The 17,748-nt window shown below is 70.6% G+C and carries 16 protein-coding genes and 1 pseudogene; 12 read left to right on the top strand and 5 right to left on the bottom strand.

Annotation, left to right across the window (positions count from 1 at the left end):
- The first annotated feature begins 129 nt into the window (after nucleotides 1–129).
- Together OTB19_RS37455 and OTB19_RS43800 are read left to right on the top strand one after the other, a co-directional pair.
- Nucleotides 130–1,572, top strand: a complete 1,443-nt coding sequence (locus tag OTB19_RS37455) for a transposase (RefSeq protein ID WP_267803270.1) — start codon at nucleotides 130–132, stop codon at nucleotides 1,570–1,572.
- Nucleotides 1,573–1,582: 10 nt separating this feature from the next.
- Entirely contained in the window at nucleotides 1,583–1,699 is a 117-nt protein-coding gene (locus OTB19_RS43800) for a DUF397 domain-containing protein (protein WP_420716990.1), read from the top strand.
- Nucleotides 1,700–2,089: 390 nt separating this feature from the next.
- Here OTB19_RS43800 and OTB19_RS37450 read toward each other — a convergent pair whose 3' ends face one another.
- Together OTB19_RS37450 and OTB19_RS37445 are read right to left on the bottom strand one after the other, a co-directional pair.
- Nucleotides 2,090–3,394, bottom strand: a complete 1,305-nt coding sequence (locus OTB19_RS37450; protein ID WP_267803269.1) for a UDP-N-acetylglucosamine 1-carboxyvinyltransferase — start codon at nucleotides 3,392–3,394, stop codon at nucleotides 2,090–2,092.
- An 85-nt stretch (nucleotides 3,395–3,479) separates the two neighbouring features.
- Nucleotides 3,480–4,394, bottom strand: a complete 915-nt coding sequence (locus tag OTB19_RS37445; protein ID WP_267803268.1) for an NAD-dependent epimerase/dehydratase family protein — start codon at nucleotides 4,392–4,394, stop codon at nucleotides 3,480–3,482.
- Nucleotides 4,395–4,602: 208 nt separating this feature from the next.
- Between OTB19_RS37445 and OTB19_RS37440 the strand changes: the two genes are divergently transcribed.
- On the top strand, nucleotides 4,603–5,847 hold the full coding sequence (locus OTB19_RS37440) for a transcriptional regulator (RefSeq protein ID WP_267803267.1): 1,245 nt from the start codon (nucleotides 4,603–4,605) through the stop codon (nucleotides 5,845–5,847).
- Nucleotides 5,848–5,944: 97 nt separating this feature from the next.
- Here OTB19_RS37440 and OTB19_RS37435 read toward each other — a convergent pair whose 3' ends face one another.
- Both OTB19_RS37435 and OTB19_RS37430 read right to left on the bottom strand, forming a co-directional pair.
- On the bottom strand, nucleotides 5,945–6,427 hold the full coding sequence (locus OTB19_RS37435; RefSeq protein ID WP_267803266.1) for an NUDIX hydrolase: 483 nt from the start codon (nucleotides 6,425–6,427) through the stop codon (nucleotides 5,945–5,947).
- A gap of 120 nt (nucleotides 6,428–6,547) precedes the next feature.
- Nucleotides 6,548–7,573 carry an ATP-dependent DNA ligase gene (locus OTB19_RS37430; RefSeq protein WP_267803265.1) on the bottom strand — a complete coding sequence of 342 codons (1,026 nt, stop codon included), beginning with the start codon at nucleotides 7,571–7,573 and terminating at the stop codon, nucleotides 6,548–6,550.
- Between the two features lie 449 nt (nucleotides 7,574–8,022).
- Here OTB19_RS37430 and OTB19_RS37425 point away from each other — a divergent pair, with 449 nt between their 5' ends.
- The 8 genes from OTB19_RS37425 to OTB19_RS37390 all read left to right on the top strand — a co-directional run bounded on the left by OTB19_RS37425 (nucleotide 8,023) and on the right by OTB19_RS37390 (nucleotide 16,062).
- Nucleotides 8,023–8,790 (top strand): hypothetical protein, encoded by a 768-nt coding sequence (locus OTB19_RS37425; protein ID WP_267803264.1) that lies wholly within the window; start codon nucleotides 8,023–8,025, stop codon nucleotides 8,788–8,790.
- 26 nt (nucleotides 8,791–8,816) lie between these two features.
- Nucleotides 8,817–9,332, top strand: a complete 516-nt coding sequence (locus OTB19_RS37420; protein WP_267803263.1) for a hypothetical protein — start codon at nucleotides 8,817–8,819, stop codon at nucleotides 9,330–9,332.
- 113 nt (nucleotides 9,333–9,445) lie between these two features.
- A complete protein-coding gene (locus OTB19_RS37415) occupies nucleotides 9,446–10,453 on the top strand; it encodes an NlpC/P60 family protein (RefSeq protein WP_267803262.1) in 1,008 nt (335 codons plus the stop codon).
- Entirely contained in the window at nucleotides 10,450–11,127 is a 678-nt protein-coding gene (locus tag OTB19_RS37410; RefSeq protein ID WP_267803261.1) for a hypothetical protein, read from the top strand. Before OTB19_RS37415 ends, OTB19_RS37410 begins: the two co-directional genes overlap by 4 nt.
- Nucleotides 11,112–13,238: an ATP/GTP-binding protein gene (locus OTB19_RS37405; RefSeq protein ID WP_267803260.1), complete on the top strand. Its 2,127-nt coding sequence runs from the start codon at nucleotides 11,112–11,114 to the stop codon at nucleotides 13,236–13,238. The genes OTB19_RS37410 and OTB19_RS37405 overlap by 16 nt, the downstream gene beginning before the upstream one ends.
- A gap of 30 nt (nucleotides 13,239–13,268) precedes the next feature.
- Complete coding sequence (locus OTB19_RS37400) at nucleotides 13,269–13,700, top strand: hypothetical protein (RefSeq protein ID WP_267803259.1); 432 nt, start codon at nucleotides 13,269–13,271, stop codon at nucleotides 13,698–13,700.
- The gene (locus OTB19_RS37395; protein WP_267803258.1) at nucleotides 13,697–14,605 is read left to right on the top strand and encodes a replication-relaxation family protein; all 909 of its coding nucleotides are present in this window, start codon (nucleotides 13,697–13,699) and stop codon (nucleotides 14,603–14,605) included. The genes OTB19_RS37400 and OTB19_RS37395 overlap by 4 nt, the downstream gene beginning before the upstream one ends.
- A gap of 839 nt (nucleotides 14,606–15,444) precedes the next feature.
- A complete protein-coding gene (locus OTB19_RS37390) occupies nucleotides 15,445–16,062 on the top strand; it encodes a hypothetical protein (RefSeq protein ID WP_267803257.1) in 618 nt (205 codons plus the stop codon).
- 517 nt (nucleotides 16,063–16,579) lie between these two features.
- Here the strand turns inward: OTB19_RS37390 and OTB19_RS37385 are convergent.
- Entirely contained in the window at nucleotides 16,580–16,741 is a 162-nt protein-coding gene (locus tag OTB19_RS37385; protein WP_267803256.1) for a hypothetical protein, read from the bottom strand.
- Nucleotides 16,742–17,119: 378 nt separating this feature from the next.
- On the opposite strand from OTB19_RS37385, the pseudogene OTB19_RS37380 reads away from it, so the two are divergent.
- Nucleotides 17,120–17,748 (top strand): annotated as a pseudogene (locus OTB19_RS37380) (IS1634 family transposase); the annotation flags it as partial.

Here is a 17,748-nt window from a genome sequence, read left to right as displayed (position 1 = left end):
ATCCTCAAGGAATCCGAGGGACTTGTGGAGCGCCCGTTGCGTTGAGAGGCGCACGGCGGGTGCGGGAAGCGGTCCGGAGAAACGGACCGGCCGAAAGGCCGGAACCGCGCTCCGGGCCGACTTCACGGGATGGAGCTGACGGATACCGGTTTCGACGCGAGCGTGCTGTCCAGGTTCAGGGCCCGGCTCGCGGACAACGGCATGGAGCGGGTGGTCTTCGACCGGCTCCTGGAGCACTGCAAGGACGCCGGTCTGGTGGCGGCCGGGGGCAGGCAGCGCACCGACTCGACGCATGTGATCAGTGCGGTGCGGGACTTGAACCGCCTGGAGCTGGCCGGGGAGAGCGTGCGGGCGGCGCTGGAGGCCCTGGCGGTCGCGGCCCCTCTCTGGCTGGCCGGGCGGATCGACGTGACGGAGTACGCCGAGCGGTACGGGCCCCGGATCGACGGCTGGCGGATGCCGTCCTCGAAGACGAAGCGCGACCGCCTCGCCCACGTCTTCGGCCAGGATGCCCTCGCCTTGTGCCGGGCGGCCTGGGCCGACGATACCCCGGTGTGGATCCGTGAGATCGAGGCCGTGGGCCTGCTGCGGCAGGTCCTCGTGCAGACCTACATCATCCGCAGCGATGCCCGGGGACGGCAGGTGATCAAGAAGCGGGACGCCGACGACGGCGTCCCGCCCGGCCAACTCCGCCTGGCCTCCCCCTACGACGCGGACGCACGCTGGGCGGCCAAGGGCGACGACCTGTTCTGGATGGGCTACAAGATCCACCTCACGGAATCCTGCACCACACTCGCCGACGCCGACGCCGACGCCGACGCCGACGCGGTAGCAGGGGCAGGGGTGAAGCCGAACTTGATCACCGATGTGCACACGACCGACGCGACCGTCCCGGACGTGAAGGCGACCGCCCCGATCCAGCGGAGTCTCGCCGAGCACGGCGTGAAGCCGGCTGAGCACTACCTCGACTCCGGCTACCCCTCAGCAGACCTGATCACCAAGGCCCTGAAGCAGGGCACCCGCATGGTCACCCCGGTCCTCCTGGACCACTCCGCGCAGGCCAAGGCCGCCGAAGGCTTCGACAAGAACGCCTTCACCATCAACTGGAAGACCCGCCAGGCCCGCTGCCCCGCCGGCCGCACCAGCTCCCACTGGAACCCCGTCAAACAGCACGGCAAGGACGCCATCGTGATCACCTTCAGCGTCCTGACCTGCCGCGGCTGCCCCTTCCAACAGCGGTGCACCACCTCGAAACCCGGGCGCCGCATGCTCACCCTGCGGCCCGAGGAACTCCACGAGAACCTCGCCCGGGCCCGCGCCGAACAGAAGACCGACACCTGGAAGAACAAGTACGCCCTACGCGCCGGCGTCGAGGGAACCATCAACCAGGCCCTCGACATCACCGGCATCCGCCGCGCCCGCTACCGCGGCCTGCCGAAAGTCCGCCTTCAACACGCCTTCTCCGCCACCGCACTCAACGCGATCAGACTCGACGCCCACTGGACCGAAAGCCCCCTCCGACGCACCCGCACCAGCCGCCTCGAACGCCTCGCCTACCAGCTCACCGCGTAACCCCCACGAATTGCGCAGCAGAGTCGTCCGCGACTCCAAAACTCACGGGGGCGGGCCGGCATTGCGCTTCCCGATCACCGCCTGGACCTCGTTCATCACTGACGTCAGGAACGACGGGGCCATCTGATCTCAGAGCTCGATGACCACCGCGGATCCCCCGTGCACGCGGCCCCCTGCCTTTCGGATGCAGGGGGCCGCGTGCACAGGTGTGATCGACTCGATGATCACTGCGGACACCACGGATAAACGGCAGGGCGGGGCCGGCGCCTATGTGCATTGCTGCCACGGCCACGATGAGCGCGACGGACACCACCGTGAGTTGGCCGGTGAGATCTCGCTGTTGGAAAAGCAGCGCGCATCCCGCAGCCCGGATCTGCGACCAGTGGGGGCGCCAACTACCAGTCAGTCGAGACCTTTGTCGTGCACTCCCAATGTGCCCCGACGACGCGGGCTCATCTGGCCGGACCAACCACTTTCAAGTGGAGACCTCTGCTCCTCGCCCAAGCGGCGCGGTCGCCTACTCCTCTACGACTTCCAGAGTGGCGCCCAGCGACGCGAGCTTGGGCAGCAGGCTGCCGTAGCCGCGTTGCAGGTGGTAGATGCCGTGGATGGTCGAGGTGCCGTCGGCCGCGAGCGCTGCGATCACAAGTGCGGCGACGGCCCGGATGTCCTGTCCGGCCACACGGGCCGCGGTCAGGAGGGACGGGCCGTGCACGGTGATGGTCGGGCCGTCGGTGGTGACGGCGGCGCCGAGGGCGCGCAGGGGGTCGACGTGGGTGGCCCGTGCGGTGTAGATCCGTTCCTCGATGCGGGAGACGCCTGGGGCTTGGGTGAGGAATGCGGTCAGCGGGGGCTGAATATCCGTGCAGGTGGCGGAGGCGGTGGCCGTCTGCACGGCTCGGGGGCCCGCCGGGCAGCGAGCGAGCGTGCCGCCGCCGGTCGAGACCAGCTCGATTCCGGCGTCGGCGAGCATCGCCACGAGGGGTGCGGGAAACGTGGAAGCCGGGACGTTGTCGAGGTGGACGGTTCCGCCGGTGATGGCCGCGGCCAAGGCGAGCGTGGCGGCCTCCAGCCTGTCGGGTGGAACGTGGGCGGTTCCGCCGGTGATGTGATCGGTGCCGGTGACGTGGAGGGCCGTGGCGCCCTCCCAGGTGATGCCGACCCCGCCTGCCGCGAGCAGTGCGGCGGTCTCCAGTACCTCCGGCTCGGAGTTGGGGTTGAGGATGGTGGAGGTGCCTCGGGCGCGGGCGGCCAGCAGCATCGCGGTGACCGTGGCTCCCAGACTCGGCCCCCACTTCTGGGTCATCACGTCGGTGGTAAACGGCTCCGGGCCCCGGCCGGGCAAGCGGGCCTCGACGTGGGTGTCGGTGACGTCCAGGGTGGCGCCGGCAGCCTCCATGGCGGCCAAGTGCCGGTCGATGAGGCGGTGGCAGAAGGCGTCACCGCCCGGCAGGGGGAAGCGAACCCGCCCGGCTCGGGCCAGCAGGCCGGCGGCCATCACGGCCGTGGTGCGGATTCGCCCGCCCAACTGGTCCGGGATCACGGGGTGCCAGGCGGTGGCCGGATTCACTTCGAGGCGGTCGCCGACGATCTGGGCCGCGGTGCCGGTGCCGGTGAGGATCTCCGCGCAGACCCGAGTGTCCAGGATGTGCGGGATCCCGGTCAGGATCAGCGGCTCATCGGCGAGCAGGGCGGTGGCATACAGGTGCAAGGCGACGTTCTTGCTGCCCTGCACCGAGGCCGTGCCCTCCAAGCGATGACCGCCGGTGACGCGGATGGCGCGGGTGTCGGTGAGGGACGGTAGGAGGGTCTGATCGTTCACGGGTTCCCTTCCCCGGGATGTGAGACGCGAGGGCCCGCGGTCCCGGCAGGCAGGCGCGCCGGGACCGCGAGCAGGTTCGTGGTGTTCACCGGCCGGGTGCGGCCGCCGTCAGGGTGCGGGCGCGGGTCTGGAGGCTGAGGGCCAGGGCCTTGTCCAGGGGCATGCGGTCGACGGGCCCGTAGGTGCGGGTGAACAGGGTCTGGTCGGCGGTGAACGAGGCGATCTCGTTGATGCGTGCGGGGGCGTGGGTGAGGGTGCCGCGGCCGGCGGTGCGGATGACGGCGTCGGCGAGGTCGTGGATGGAAACCGCTTGGCCGGAGCCGCAGTTGACGATGGGCAGCAGGTCGGGGGCGGCCAGGACGCGGGTAAGCATGGTCACCGCGTCGTCGATGTAGGTCAGGTCCCGGGCCTGGGTGCCGGCGCCGTCGATGGTCAGCGGGCGGTCCTCGGCGACGGCGTCGAGGAAGGCGGGGACCACGGCGTCGGGGTCCTCGTGGGGGCCGAAGGTGTTGAAGAACCGCACGACACCGAGCTGCCGGCCGTCCTCAAGGCGGGGCCGGTAGATGCCGGCCAGCAACTCGGTGGCGACCTTGCCCGCCGCGTAGGGGGATCGGGGGGCGTACGGCGCGCTCTCGGCGAGCGGGCCGGTCTGCTCGCCGTAGACCTCGCACGAGGAGGCCAGCAGCAGCCGCCGCGCGGTCGAGCCGACGAAGGTGTGGATCATGTGCCGGTCGACGGCGACGTTGTGCTCGAACCCGCCGACCTCGAAGCTCTTCGGGACCGATTTGAGCGCGGCCAGGTGCACGACCGTGTCGACACCGTCCAAGTCCTGTGAGGTCAGAGACCGGACGTCGCGAACGGTCAGGCCTTTCGGGCTCGGGCGCCGCCGGGAGGTGACCGACAGGTTGTCCAGCGGGGTGACCGTGTGTCCGGCGATGCGCACGGCTTGGGTGAGGGCGGAGCCGATGAAGCCGGCGCCGCCGGTGATTAAGAGGTTCAAGAGGGTGCCTCCGCGAAGGGGAAGGGAAACGGCCGCCGGGCGATCCCGGTGTGGATGCTCCGGCAGGGCCACCGGGCGGGTGCGCTCATGGTGCAGCGCGGGCACACTCCAAGGGGGGTGCCGGCAAGGGGTCCATTTCCGGGGCGCGGTACCAGGTTGGGGGGCCAGGATGGGCTTCCACACCGGCAGCAGGCGGAGGGGACGTGCCATGGTGGCTCCAGGCGGGATCGGCGCCTTACTTCGGACTATCCGCGAGAAGGCCGACCGGACCCGGGAACAGCAGGGGGGTCTGATCGAGCGGGTGCACGGTCGGCCGTTCGATCAAGCGAACCTCAAGCGGTGGGAGACGGAGAAGCGTTTTCCCGTCCCGCACTGGCACTCCACCATCGCCACCGTCTACGGGATCACCGTCGAGCAAGTGCGCGCGGCCATCGCCACGTCGCAGCGATACCGAAAGGCCCAGAGCAACAAGGAGGACGACGTGAAGCGACGTAACTTCGGCCTGGCGGTCGTGGCCGCCGGTGCCAGCGTGCTGCCTGGCATCGCGCAGGCCCGCGAAGGCATCGACGGGGCCTTGGCCGGCTCTGCACAGGGGGAGCTTGAGTACCTTGAGGCCGCCTTCGAGCGGCACCGCGGCGGGTACCACGGCCGGTCTCCCGATGCCGTACTCGCCGAGATGCGCCAGGACCTCGACCTCCTCGGTCAAGCCCTGGCCCGCCCTCACCCGGTACGCGAGCGCGCGGATCTGACCCGCACCGCCGCCGGCATCGCCGGGCTGGTCGCCATCGTCCAGCACGACCGCGGTGACCAACGCGACGCACATGGATGGTTCAGCACCGCCGCCAGGGCCGCCCGCGAATCCGGTGATCGCCGCATGACCGCCTGGGTCCTCGCCCGTCAGGCCATGGTCCCCCTCAACTACGGCGCCCCCGCAGCCGCGGCCAAGATCGCCGCCCAGGCCCGCCGGGAGGCCGGGCGCGCCCCCACCGCGGCCGGCGCGCTCGCCGCCGCCGTCACCGCCCGCTCCCTGGCCGCCCTCGGCGACAAGCGCGGAGCAACCGCCGCGCTGGAGGATGTCCGCTCCCTGGCCGAACGCCTCGACGGCGACGCGACCGCGGACACCTGGCTCGGCTATCCCGAGCAGAAGCACCACGTCCATCTGTCCCAGGCGTACACCCTGCTCGGAAACACCACGGCCGCCTATCAAGCCCAGGACCAGGCCCTCGCGCTGACCGGCTCCCCCTCGGTGATGACCCGTGCCCTGCTGGCGATGGACACCGCCGCCTGCCTGCGCGCCGACGGAGACCCCAGCGCGGCAGCCGACATGGCGGCCGGCATCTTCGGCCGACTCCCCGGCCCCTACCGGGAAGGACTCATCCGTACCAGGGCCACCACCCTCCACCGCACGCTCACCGGTCGCCCTCAAGACCTCCTCGGCCAAGCCCTGGCCTGAACCACAGCGGTGCGGCGGTCCTCGCCCACCACCGGCCGACAACGGGACACAATGCGTCTGACGAGGCAGGGCAGGGCGGGCGGGGCCGCTACAGCCGTCACGGTGCAGGCGCGAACCAAGCCTGGGGCTCGTCCTTCTCGACCATCGCGATGATCTCCCGCATCCGCTCGCTCATCGGCGGCAGGGCGTTCAACGGGAACCAGCCGACGTCCACCGACTCGTCGTCGCAGACCCGAGGCGACTGGCCCGGATCCGTCGGGCGGCAGGCGAAGACGAGTTCCAGGTACTGCGCCCGGTCACCGTTACCGTGTCGCACCGGCGGGGAAGCCGTCACCGCCGCCAGGCGCTCCACCACCACCCGCACGCCAGTTTCCTCCGCCACCTCTCGCATCACCCCGGCGGCCGGCGCCTCGCCGGGCTCCAGAATCCCGCTGAGTGGCGTCCACAACCCCGCGGCGGAGCGACGTTGCAGGAGAACCCGCCCGTGCTCGTCAAGGACAACCCCGACCACCCCGGGCAGCCACAGAAGACAATCGGGACCGACCGCTTTCCGCAGATCTGATACAAAGTCAGGAATCATACCCTCACCCTAGGGCGAGACGAGGGCCATCGACGGGCTTTCGGAACACTCCCCCGCCCGCCTGCCGGACCGTATCGCGCAGAAACCGAAGGCCCGGCATGTCCTCCCCGGGTCCGCTCCCTACCCGGCGGCCGAGGCCGGTCCGGCGCCGAACCGGGGGACGTCCTCCACCCTGACGTCCGTGCGCAGTCGCTTGAATCGCAGGGGGTGGCGGAAGACGCCGCCGCGGTCGATGGCCCGATCCGCGCTGACTTCCGCCACCAGGTCCGGGCGGACGAGCGTCGCGTCCAGTACGTCGCGTGACCCCCACGCGGAGGTAAAGCGGACTCCGGTCCACGGGTGTCCGGGTGCGGCAGCGGCCAGGTGTTCGCCGACCAGGCGGGACGCGTCCGGGCGCAGGGGCACCGTTCGGCCGACCGCGCGAAGCCGGCCCGCCAGGTCGTGGCGGCCGAGGACGAGGAGCTGCGGGCGGGCGAGAGTCCCGGTCACGGCGCCGATGACGGCTTCGGTGGTGTCTCTTCGGCGGATCTTGTACCAGCCTCTGGCGGCTTGGGTGTAGCGCTGGTTCATGCCTTTCACGACCAGGCCCTCGACGCCGGAGACGTCGGTCCATGACTCCAGCCATTCCCGGGCGGTGGCCAGGTCGGTCGTCATGGGGCACAGCGTCCACGGAGCCGTCAGCCCATGGTCGGCGAAGAGATCCTCAAGCAGTGCGCGCCGCTCGACGTAGGGGCGGTTGACGATCTCTTCGCCGCCCGTCTGGAGGATGTCGAAGGCGACGAAGTAGGCGGGCCAGCGGGCCGCCAGGGTCGGGGCGTTGCGGCCGCGGACGGCGGCGCGGCGTTGCAGCGCCTCGAAGGACAGTCGGCCCGCCTCGGGGTCCCAGACGAGGAGTTCGCCGTCGAGGACCAGGCCGTCGGGCAGTTGCTGTTCGGCGGCCGCGACGAGGTCGGGGAACCGGTCCTGGATCAGGGCGCCGCGCCGGGACTGCACCAGCACCCGCCCGCCCGGCCCGCCTGGGGTGAACAGCAGCGCCCTGAATCCGTCGAACTTCTGCTCGAAGGCCAGTGGGCCGAGCACGCCGGGGCCCGGCACCGACTCCGCGGCCTGGGCGAGCATCGGCTGTACCGGCGGTCGCAACGTCACCCGACTGTCTCCTCAGCGGTCGTCTGTCGCTCCCTTCCAAGATCACTGTGGATGCCGTGCGTGACGCAGGCATGGCAGGCGCCTCCATACGGCCGAAACGACGCACGATCCGAACGCGGGTCGGGCCGGTGAGTCGTGCGGTGACTCACCGCCCCGTCGTTTGGAGCCGGTGACTTGGGGCGGTGACTGCACGGGGCAACGGCCGCCGGGCCGGTGAGTGAGCCGGTGACTTTCGCCAGCGCTCCGCGCGGCGCCCGGTGAGTTCGCCACTTGCAGGCCTGTGACCTGCGGTGGGGAGTTTCACCGGTGTCGTGGTGAGTCACCGGTGACTCACCACGCCAAGGAGTTGTCTCCTCGTGACACCGAAGGGCTGGCCGTGGTGAGCGAACCGGTGAGGTCGGCGCCGTTGCCTGGGGCAGAGCGAATCCCACTCCCCCGGAGGCACCACGATGACCAGCCCGACCACTCGCCCACCCCGCCCGTCACGGCGCATCCGCCGAACCGCCTCGACCCCGTTGCGGACCACGCGACCGGAGACCGTCCCGGCCGCAGGATCCGTCTCTCGCGGCCCGAACCTGATCCGGATCGGGGTGTGGACCGCGCTCGCGGCCGGCCCCCTCGCCCTGGCCGTCGCCTTCCTCACGCCCCGCACCACGACCGCCCAGGCCGCACCCGCGCCCAGCGTCCAGGACACGGCCCGACCGGCCGCCGACCCGGCCGGCACGGCCGCGATGTTCGTCGACCTGTGGCTTCGCGCCGACGCCGCCAACCCCGACAACACCGTCGGGACCGCCGTGCGCGCCATGGCCCCCGAAGCCGAACTTCCCAAGCGCACCGGCGAGCAGAAGGAGAAGCTGGCGGGTGCCCGGGTGGTGCCCCTGCGCACGATGCTCGCCCCGGGTGGGGCGTGGACCGTGGTGGTCGCGGCCGTCACCGACCGAACCGAACCCACGCCAGCGGCCGGCTCGACGGCCGTCCCCGCCCCCGCGGCGCGGTACTTCGCGGTGACCGGGAACGGCGGCGAGAACGGCGGCCCGCTCGCGATCGAGGGATCGCCGGCGGAGGTCGCCGCGCCCGAGACCGCGAAGGCGCCCGCATCCCGGTTCACCTGCGCCGCGCGAACGCCGCCAAATCGGAGTTCACCACCGACGTCCGCCAGCAACTCGACGTCGCCCACCACCGCCTACGGGAGGACGCCGCATCCTGGCAGCCGCTGATCGACGGCACCCACGAGGCCGGCCAGTTGGCCCACAGGGGCATCCGCGACACCGCGATCAGCGCCGCCATCTACACCTCCACCCCCGCCGCCCCCGAAGCGGCCCCCCGCCCCCGCGCCGGCATCACCCGCCTTGGCACACCCCCCGGCAGGGACGGCGGCAGCATGCCCGCGCCTTCCCGGATCCGCCCCACCTCCGGGCCCGACCTCGCCACCCGCATTCCGTCGACACCCCTGTCCACGCCGACCCCGCGCACCACGCCCAGCCCTCGCCCCGCACCCGCGGCCCCTGCGACGTCGGGCAGTTTCATGACGGAGGCGACCCCGCGTCCTGAACCGATCCGCCCGCGACCCACCACCCCGTCCCCGTACAGCTCCGCACCCACCGGCGACGCACGACCCACTCCGTACCCCGCGCCCGAATCCCGGGCCGACAACGCGAGCAACGCGAACGCCGACCGGTTGCGCCGCCGCTTCCAGGAACAGGCCGACACCGCGCGACGTCGCCGCGAAGCCGACCGCACGGGCGGCGGTGACCAGTGAAGGCCTGGAAGAAGCTCGGATGCTTGGGCTTCGTGCTCTTGTTGGCGGCTGTGGGGTGCACCGCCAGCGTGTTCATGTCGGTGGCGGCCACGAGCCAGGCGGGGTCAGGGCCGGTGACCGCAGGGGTGAGCGCGGCCGAGGCCGGGGTCCCGGAACGGATGATGGCCGCCTACCTCACCGGCGCTGCCCAAGTCACCGCGCATGTGGCCGGGTGCAAGGGGATGCGGTGGCAGGTCCTGGCCGGGATCGCCCGCATCGAGTCCGACCACGCCGCCGGTCACGCGGTCGGGACGAGCGGGGACATCACCCCGCGCATCATCGGCCTCCGCCTGGACGGATCCGGAGCCGGCGGGAACACCACCGCGATCACCGACACCGACGGGGGACTGTGGGACGGCGACGACCAGTACGAACGAGCGGTCGGTCCCTTCCAGTTCCTGCCCGAGACCTTCCGCGCGTATGGGAAGGACGGCAACGGCGACAAGGTGGTCAACCCGCACAACGCCGACGATGCCGCCCTGTCGGCCGCCGTCTACCTGTGCGGGAAAGGCCGCGACCTGACCGATCGGGAGCAGCTTCGGGCGGCCATCCACACCTACAACTTGTCGTGGGCGTACGTGGACGACGTCATGAGCGGCATCGACCGCTACGACTCCTTGGGCAAGGTCCCGGCCATGCCCTCGGGGAACGTCGGCGCCGTCATCCAAGCCGCCCTGGCCCAACAGGGACAGCCGTACTCCTGGGGCGGGGGCGGCCCCAGCGGGGCCACGACGGGGATCTGCTGCTCGCCGGGCGGGCAGGACGGCCGCACCGTGACCGGCTTCGACTGCTCCGGGCTCACCCAGTACGCGTTCGCGAAAGCCGGCATCAACCTCCCCCGCACCGCGGCCGCCCAAGCCGGCGTCGGCCGGCGGATCCCCGCGTCGGCCGGGATCAGCGCGCTGCGGCCGGGTGACCTCATCTTCTACGGCTACAGCCCCACGGCCGATTCCCTCATCCATCACGTGGGCATCTACCTCGGAGACGGAAAGATGATCAACGCGCCCCGCCCCGGGAAACCGGTCCGCATCGACCCCGTGACCGCCATGCCCGACTACGCGGGCGGCACGAGGCTCCTGTGAACACCTCCCACTGGACCGGCGCCCGACTCCTCGCGACCGCCGCCATCCTCACCACCGCCGGAACACTCCTCCTCCACCTCGGGCTACGGGCACCCGCCCCGGAGCGTTCTGCCGGCTCCACCCAACCTCGAAGCGCGGCCATCGCGAACTCCCCCGCATCCCCAGCTTCGCGGCCCGAAGGCCGCGAAGCGGTGGCGGGCCCGTCACCCACCGGGCACGACGCCCCGGGGCAGCCGGCAACGGACGCCGCTTCAGCGCCATCGGAGCCGGCCCGACCGACACAACCCGGCACCGCGTCGGCGCCGGGCGAGCTCCCACCGCCCGACTCGGGACCGGCCGCGGACCCGATCATCCAACGCGCCCTCGACCGGGCCAGCACACCGGACCTCCCCGCCCACGACGAACAACGGCTACTCGCCCTGGGGCGCACGGCGTGGCTCGGCGAAACCGCCCGGTACACCCGCCTGCGGATCCAGGCCGCCACCGCCCGCCGCGACACCACCCCGACACCGCGGACCTCCACCGGCAGGTACCAGACCCCGCAGAAGGCGCCCCCACGGGCGGTGGTGCGGCTGGTGTGGGCCGGGGCCGACCCGGCCGGAACCTTCCTCGACGGACGCACCGCGACCGTCCTCTACACCCAGAACGGAGCAGGAGCATGGAACCGCATCTGATGGCGTCCGGCGTACTCACCACGGGCGCCGCGTTGCTCGACGCCCTGGCGGGGTTCGCCGACTGGATGTTGGCGAACGCGTGGTGGCTCGCGCTGGCCGCGGCCGTCGTGTGGATCGGGTGGGAGGCCGTGCAACGGCGCTTGGCCACGGAAGCGCTCTTGCGGCGGACCTATTTCGAGGTGACGCCCGCGCCGCACTTCGACCCCACCCCGGAACAGATCTGGCGCCAGGGCATGCAGCTGGTGCGGGCCGCCGGGTCGGGGCCGTGGTGGACACCACGGCGGGCCAGGACGCTGCGCCTGCGGTTGCGCGCCGACGGCGTGCGAGCCCTGACCTACCGCATCGAGGCCCCGGCGAGCGCGCACGACCTGCTGACGCAGACGCCATACGGTGAGCGGGTCCGCGTGAAGCCGTGCGCTCCGGTCGCGGACAAGCGGCGCGATCACGTGGTGCGGGCGGTGCTCACGTTGCACGGTGAGCCCGGATCCCGCCTGCGCGACGTGCCGTTGGATCCCGATCCGTTGCAACCGCTCCTCGACGCCGTCGCCGGCTTGAACGCCGACCTGGGGGACATGGCCGAGGTGTGTGTGGACCTCTCCCCCGCGCCCCGCTGGCACCTGGCCGCCCGCCGCCTCCAGACGATGCAGCGGGCGCGCGAGAAGGCGCGGCGGGATGCGAGGCGGGACGCGCGGTGGGTCACCCAGAACACCGGCGGTGACAGTGTCCCCGTCGCCCTGGGCAAGCTCCTCGACCCGGCCGAATGGCGGGGCACCCCGCGCGGGCAGATGGTGATCTCACCCCAACCCCGCCGACTCGACCGCGACGAGGTCCTGGGCAAGCTCGCCCACAGCCCGGGGCTGGTGCGGGTACAGATCATGGTGCGCTGCGCCTCGGACAAGGACGGGCACCCGGAACAGCGGATGGCGCGGATCAGTGCGGCCATGGACGTCTACGCGGGCGCCTCGCGTCTGTCCTCGATCGGCTGGTCGCTCGGGCCGGTACGGATCGGCCCGGACCGGTGGCCGTGGCGGGACCGCTTCGACCGGCGTTGGGCCACCGCGCTGATGCGGCCGGCGCGGGGCGGGTGGGCCCACATCGAGGAGTTGGCCGGGTTCCTGAAGCCGACCACCGCGGCGGCGCGGGTGGCGTTGATGGAAGGCGACATCCCGACCTACGAAAAGGGCAAGGACCTGGTTCCGCAAGGCTGGTATCGGGGACCCGACGGGCGAATGCGGCTCCTGGCCACCCCGGAGGACGACACCCTGTTCGAGGTCCAGTCCGGCAAGGCCGGTTGGGGCAAGACCATGCGCGCGCAGGTCCAGGCCATCGCGAGCGCCCACAACGGGCGCGGTCTCGCGTTCGTCGACCCGCACGGCGACTCCTTCGGCGACGTCGCCAAGTACCTCGCGCACGACGACCTGATGGACCGGGTAGCGCTCTTCGACCTGACGGTGCGCGGGGACGACGACATGCTCGGTTCTTGGAACCTGATCGACATGAGCAGCCGGCAGCCCGCCCACGAGGTCAGCGCCGCGGTGATCGAGGCGTTCGCGAGCGCCCTGGGCTGGGGGGATGTGAGCGCGCCGCGCGCGCTGACCATCCTGACGAAGGCCGTCGAGGCGCTGGTGTCGGTCAATGTCGCCGCAGTCGCGGCCGGCGCCGAGACCCGGCAGGCCACCATCTTCCAGATCCGTACCCTGCTCACCGATCCGGCGTTTCGTCATCTCGTACTCGCCGCGCTGGAACCGGAAGCCCGGTCGTGGTGGATGACCACCTTCCCCGACATCCCGAAAGACGGCCTGTCGGTCGTCCTGAACCCCCTGGAACGGCTGGGGTCCTCCCCCGTCGTCCGGGCGTTCCTGGGGTGCCCGCTCAGCGGCTACGACATGCGCCGCGCCATGGACCAAGGTCACGTGTTGTGGATCTGCCCGCCCGGGACCGGGCCCACCGACAGGCTGTTGGTGTCACTGATCGTCCACGACTTCCTCCGAGCCGGCCTGTCCCGGCGCGACCTCCCCGAGAAGCGGCGCCGCTCTTTCCGTTTCTACCTCGACGAGCTGATCTCACTGGACCAGGGCACTTCCAGCGTCCTCGCGGAGATCACCGAGTAGCTCCGCAAGTTCGGATGCCGCCTGCACGGGATGACGCAGCTCCTGCACCGGCTCAGCCCCACCACCCGCTCCGCCCTGATGCAGAACGCGTCTTGCTTGTCCACGACGGCCGGGTCGATCGACGCGATCGCGGAGATCACCGACCAGTGGCCCGGCACCATCACCCCCCGCGACGTCGCGGGCCTCGACCGGTGGTGGCACTACGCCTCTTTCACCGTCGCCGGCAAGCGGATCGGGCCCCTGCTGATCCGCGGGCCCGAACTCGCCGAGGTCTTCGGAAAGCTCGCCGAACCGAAGAAGGTCGGCGCGCTCATCCGGGCCGCGCACAAGAACGCCGGCGCCCGCCCCCTGTCCAAGCGGACCGCCATCGCACTCGCCCAAGAGGGCAAGGTCCGCGAGTTCCTCACCAAGCAGGCCAAACCCACGGCCGGCAACGCCAAAGAGGGAGACCCCTACGCATGACCACCGAGACGATGACCCAGCCGTCCACCGCAGACTCCCACGCCCACCGGGCCCTCGCCCTGATCGCCCAGCACCGACTGTTGACCACCAACCAGATCCACCAGATGCTCACCCCCAACACTCCGCCCCGAAAGATCCACAAGGAACTCGCGCCGCTGCGCGAGGAAGGGCTGATCGACCGCACCGTGCTCGGCGGCAGCGGCTTCCTTCACGCCTACTTCCTGACCCCCACCGGCGCCCAGGCGGTTCAGGACTGGCCGGAGCTGCGCGGGCGTTCCGCGACCGTCATCCAAAGCCCCGCCGCCGCCCGCCTGCGCGCCGCGCACACCCTCACCGGTGTCCGCGCCCACCTCGCGTTCCTGGCGGACGCGCGTGCGCGGGGGGACGAGTACGAGCCGCTGGACTGGGTTCCCGAGGTCACCCACCGACTCCCCGACACCGGCGGCGAGGACCGGCTGATCGCCGACGCCGTCCTGCACTACACCGTCACCCAGCCGCGCCGCCGCCAGTACCGGGCGTTCGTGGAGATCGACCGGGCCACCATGAGCAGTGAACGCCTGGCCCGCAAACTCATCTCCTACGCCCGCTTCCACGACTACACCCCCCAACCGCCAAGGCGCGGCACCGTCGCCGACCAGGGCGCCTCGATGCTCGCGTGGCAGCGCTTCTATCCCCGCTTCCCCCGCGTCCTGTTCGTCCTCACCGGTGCGGCACGGCCGACGCTGAACAACCGGATCAGCGACCTGCGGCACATGGCCGCCGACCACGATCTCGTCACCCGTCTCGGGACCTCCGTCCCGCTCGGAGCGACCGTCCTCGACGACCTCGAAGCCGAAGGCCCGCACGCCAAGATCTGGACACCCCTCACCGGAGACCGCGAACCCCGCGGCTGGACAGAGCTGTGACGCCACCCCGAGAGCGGTGCCTGATCACCGCTCTCGGGAGACCGGCCGGCAGGTGGAACTCATGACGCCGTGCGCGCCCGGGATGCATGGCATGTACACGACGCATACCGCGTGACCTGGGGGAAGTCGCGGCGCTCAGAGCGCCGTTCCCCCCGATCCCAGATCTTTTCTCAAGGCCGTGTCCTGGCTGGCTGCCGTCGGCCCCACCGCCGATACAAACGCCCTGCACCCCGCAGCGGCACAACCGTCACGTATGGCTGGCCATGGCACGCAGGCGTGTTTGGCCCGCGCCATCCTGCGGGCGGACCACACGCGTTTCGCCCGGCTTACGCGGCGGGGGCGTGGGCGACGGTGTCACCGCCGGAGCTGGCGGCCAGGCCGAGGACGTCGTACATCCTCACCGGTGCGCGAGCCCCGATCGTGACCCAATCCGACGTCACCGGTGAGTGCACCGGTGAGGTCCACCGGCCATGCTCGATCCAGAACCGCACCTGCTTAGGCTTACCTTCGCCACCGTTACCAACAGCAAAGAATCAGCCAGAACAGATGAATCAAGCCAGCCGATGCCGGAATGACTTCTTAGGCTGATTCTCAACGCCGGCTATGAACAAACCCGCACCTCAACGGCTGTACGGCATATGCCTGATCCACAATCCCGGGCAAAGGTAACGTTCGATCACCTGCACCCCAAGAACCCCATAGAAGCTGACGCGTTGACGTCGTAGGGTGCGCTATACGACTGCACCGCAACCACGTACGCACTCGTTGCATCAGCGATTCCGCGGCCCGGGTAGGCGCCCAACCCACCCGCCCGACGAAGTAACCACCCGGGGGTACCCGTGACAAAGGCACGACAGCACACCCGAACCGACAGCCACCACCGCCGACTCCTCGCCGCCACCGCCGCAGCCGCCATCGTCGCCACCCTCACCGCCGGCTGCACCAACGACAGCGAGGACGGCAAGGCCGCGTCCTCTCCCACCTCGACCTCTACCCCGTCGACCGCGCCGAGCTCGGCCGCCAGCGCCTCGACAGACCCGTTGCAGGCTGACAAAGCAGAAGTGCAAGCCGCCTATGACCGCTACTGGTCCGTCCTCACGGCGGCTTATGCGAAATCGGACTCGGCAGGTACCGACCTGAAGCAGGTAGCCAGCGGTTCCGCCTACGCGCAGACGGAACAGGGCCTTACCAGCCTTCGCAGTGCAGGCCAGGTAATCACGGGCGAGGCAAAGCACTCGGGCACCGAGGTCAGTTTCAAGGACGGTCCGAAGCTGAAGACCGCCCTTGTCAACGACTGCGTTGACGTCTCCCAGTGGAAGCCGGTGAACAAGAAGACCGGTGCAGAGATCCCACTGTCCAAGACTCGTCTGCTCCGCTACAAGACAACGCTGACAGCCGAGAAGTGGCCGGCTGGATGGGTCTTCATCGAGGAGAAGATCCAGGGGCAGTCATGCTGAGAGCGAGAGCCGGCGCAGTCCTTTACAGCCTCGTTCTTGTCGGCATCGTCGCACCCCCCGCCCATGCCGACGATGTTGTGGGGGGCTGCGCCGATCTCCGCTTCTGTGTGGAGGCCGGCACCAGCGGGCGGCCGGGGGCCGGAAACACGAAACCCACCCCCACGAAAGACGGGGGCGGTGGCGGGGGCGGTGTCCATCCCGGCAGTGTGGTGGATGGAAGCGCATGCGGAATCAGTCCGCTTGAACCGCAACCCGCAGCCGGAAGCGCCCTATGGGAGGGGCACTCACCGGGTGACGGCGTCGTCTACGTCAACACGTGCGGCAGCGGCCTCGGGACCGGAAACGACGAAGCCGTTGGACTGACCTTCTGGTCAAAAGACACTCCGGCCCCGGCCGTCGACCCGGCCGTCCTCGCGCAGCGGGCAGTCGACAGCATGCTCTTGGACGGGCCTGCGATTGCCAGTCCGAAGGCGGACGGGCGGTACACGGTGGGGGTGCCGATGTGGATGTGGGTCGGTCAGAGTCCCACGACGTGGGGGCCGAATACGGCGTCGGCGTCGGCGGGTGGGATCACGGTGACGGCGACCGCCAAGGTGTCGTCGGTGGCTTGGAGCATGGGCGACGGGACGACAGTGACCTGCGCGTCCCCGGGTACGCCGTACACCGCGGCGCGTGGCATGTCGCCGTCGCCGGACTGTGGTCACCGCTACCGGTCGACCTCGGCCGGTCAGCCGGGTGCCAGGTATCAGGGCACCGCGACGAGCACGTGGACGATCGATTGGGCCGTGACCGGTGGGGGGCGTAGCGGTCAGTTGACCGAGGTTCGGACGACGCCGTTCACCGTGTCGGTCGGAGAGATCCAGGTCGTCGGCCAGTAACGACCGGCGACGGTCCCCAATCCTGCGTTCCGCAGCTGATGGCGGGTTCTGGACACGGTTGACGGTGTTCTCGCAGGTCACGTGGTTTCGGCCTGGTGGAACGGCCAGAGTCGCCTAGTAACACGTTTCATGTGGTTACCCTGCGTTGACCTGTGGTGATGGTGCTAGGGTCTGGAACCATGTATGTACGGGCGACGGCGAGAAGGAACAAGGACGGCTCGTCCGTGCGCTATCTGCAGCTGGCGCACAACGAGTGGGACGCCGCCACGGGCACCTCACGCCCGCGGGTCCTGCACAGCTTCGGCCGTGAGGACCGCCTGGACCGCCCGGCCATCGAACGGCTGGTCGCCTCTCTGACCAAGCTCCTCGACCCGGCCGCGGCCCTGCGTGTCACCTCCGGCTCGGAGCTGACGTTCCTGGCCTCCCGCCCGATGGGTGGCGCCCATGCCCTGGACGGCCTGTGGCACCGGATCGGGATCGACACCGTGATGAAGAAGCTCCTCAAGGGACGCCGCCTGGACCCGGCCGCCGAGCGGGTGCTGTTCGCGCTGGTCGCCAACCGTGCCCTGGCCCCCAGCTCGAAGCTCGCCGCGACCCGCTGGATCGAACACGACAGCCACATCCCCGGCCTGCCCGCCACCAGCGAGGACGCCTGCTACCGGGCGATGGACTGGCTGTTGACCATCGAGGACCAGCTCGCCGAGGAGGTCTACTGGGCCGTCGCCGACCTCCTCAACCTCGAAGTCGACCTGCTGTTCTTCGACACCACCAGCACCTACTTCGAGACCGGCGAGGCGGACATACCCGC

It is taken from the genome of Streptomyces sp. H27-H5 (genome assembly GCF_026627505.1).
GTDB lineage: Bacteria > Actinomycetota > Actinomycetes > Streptomycetales > Streptomycetaceae > Streptomyces.
This window is presented reverse-complemented; position numbering and strand designations above follow the sequence as displayed.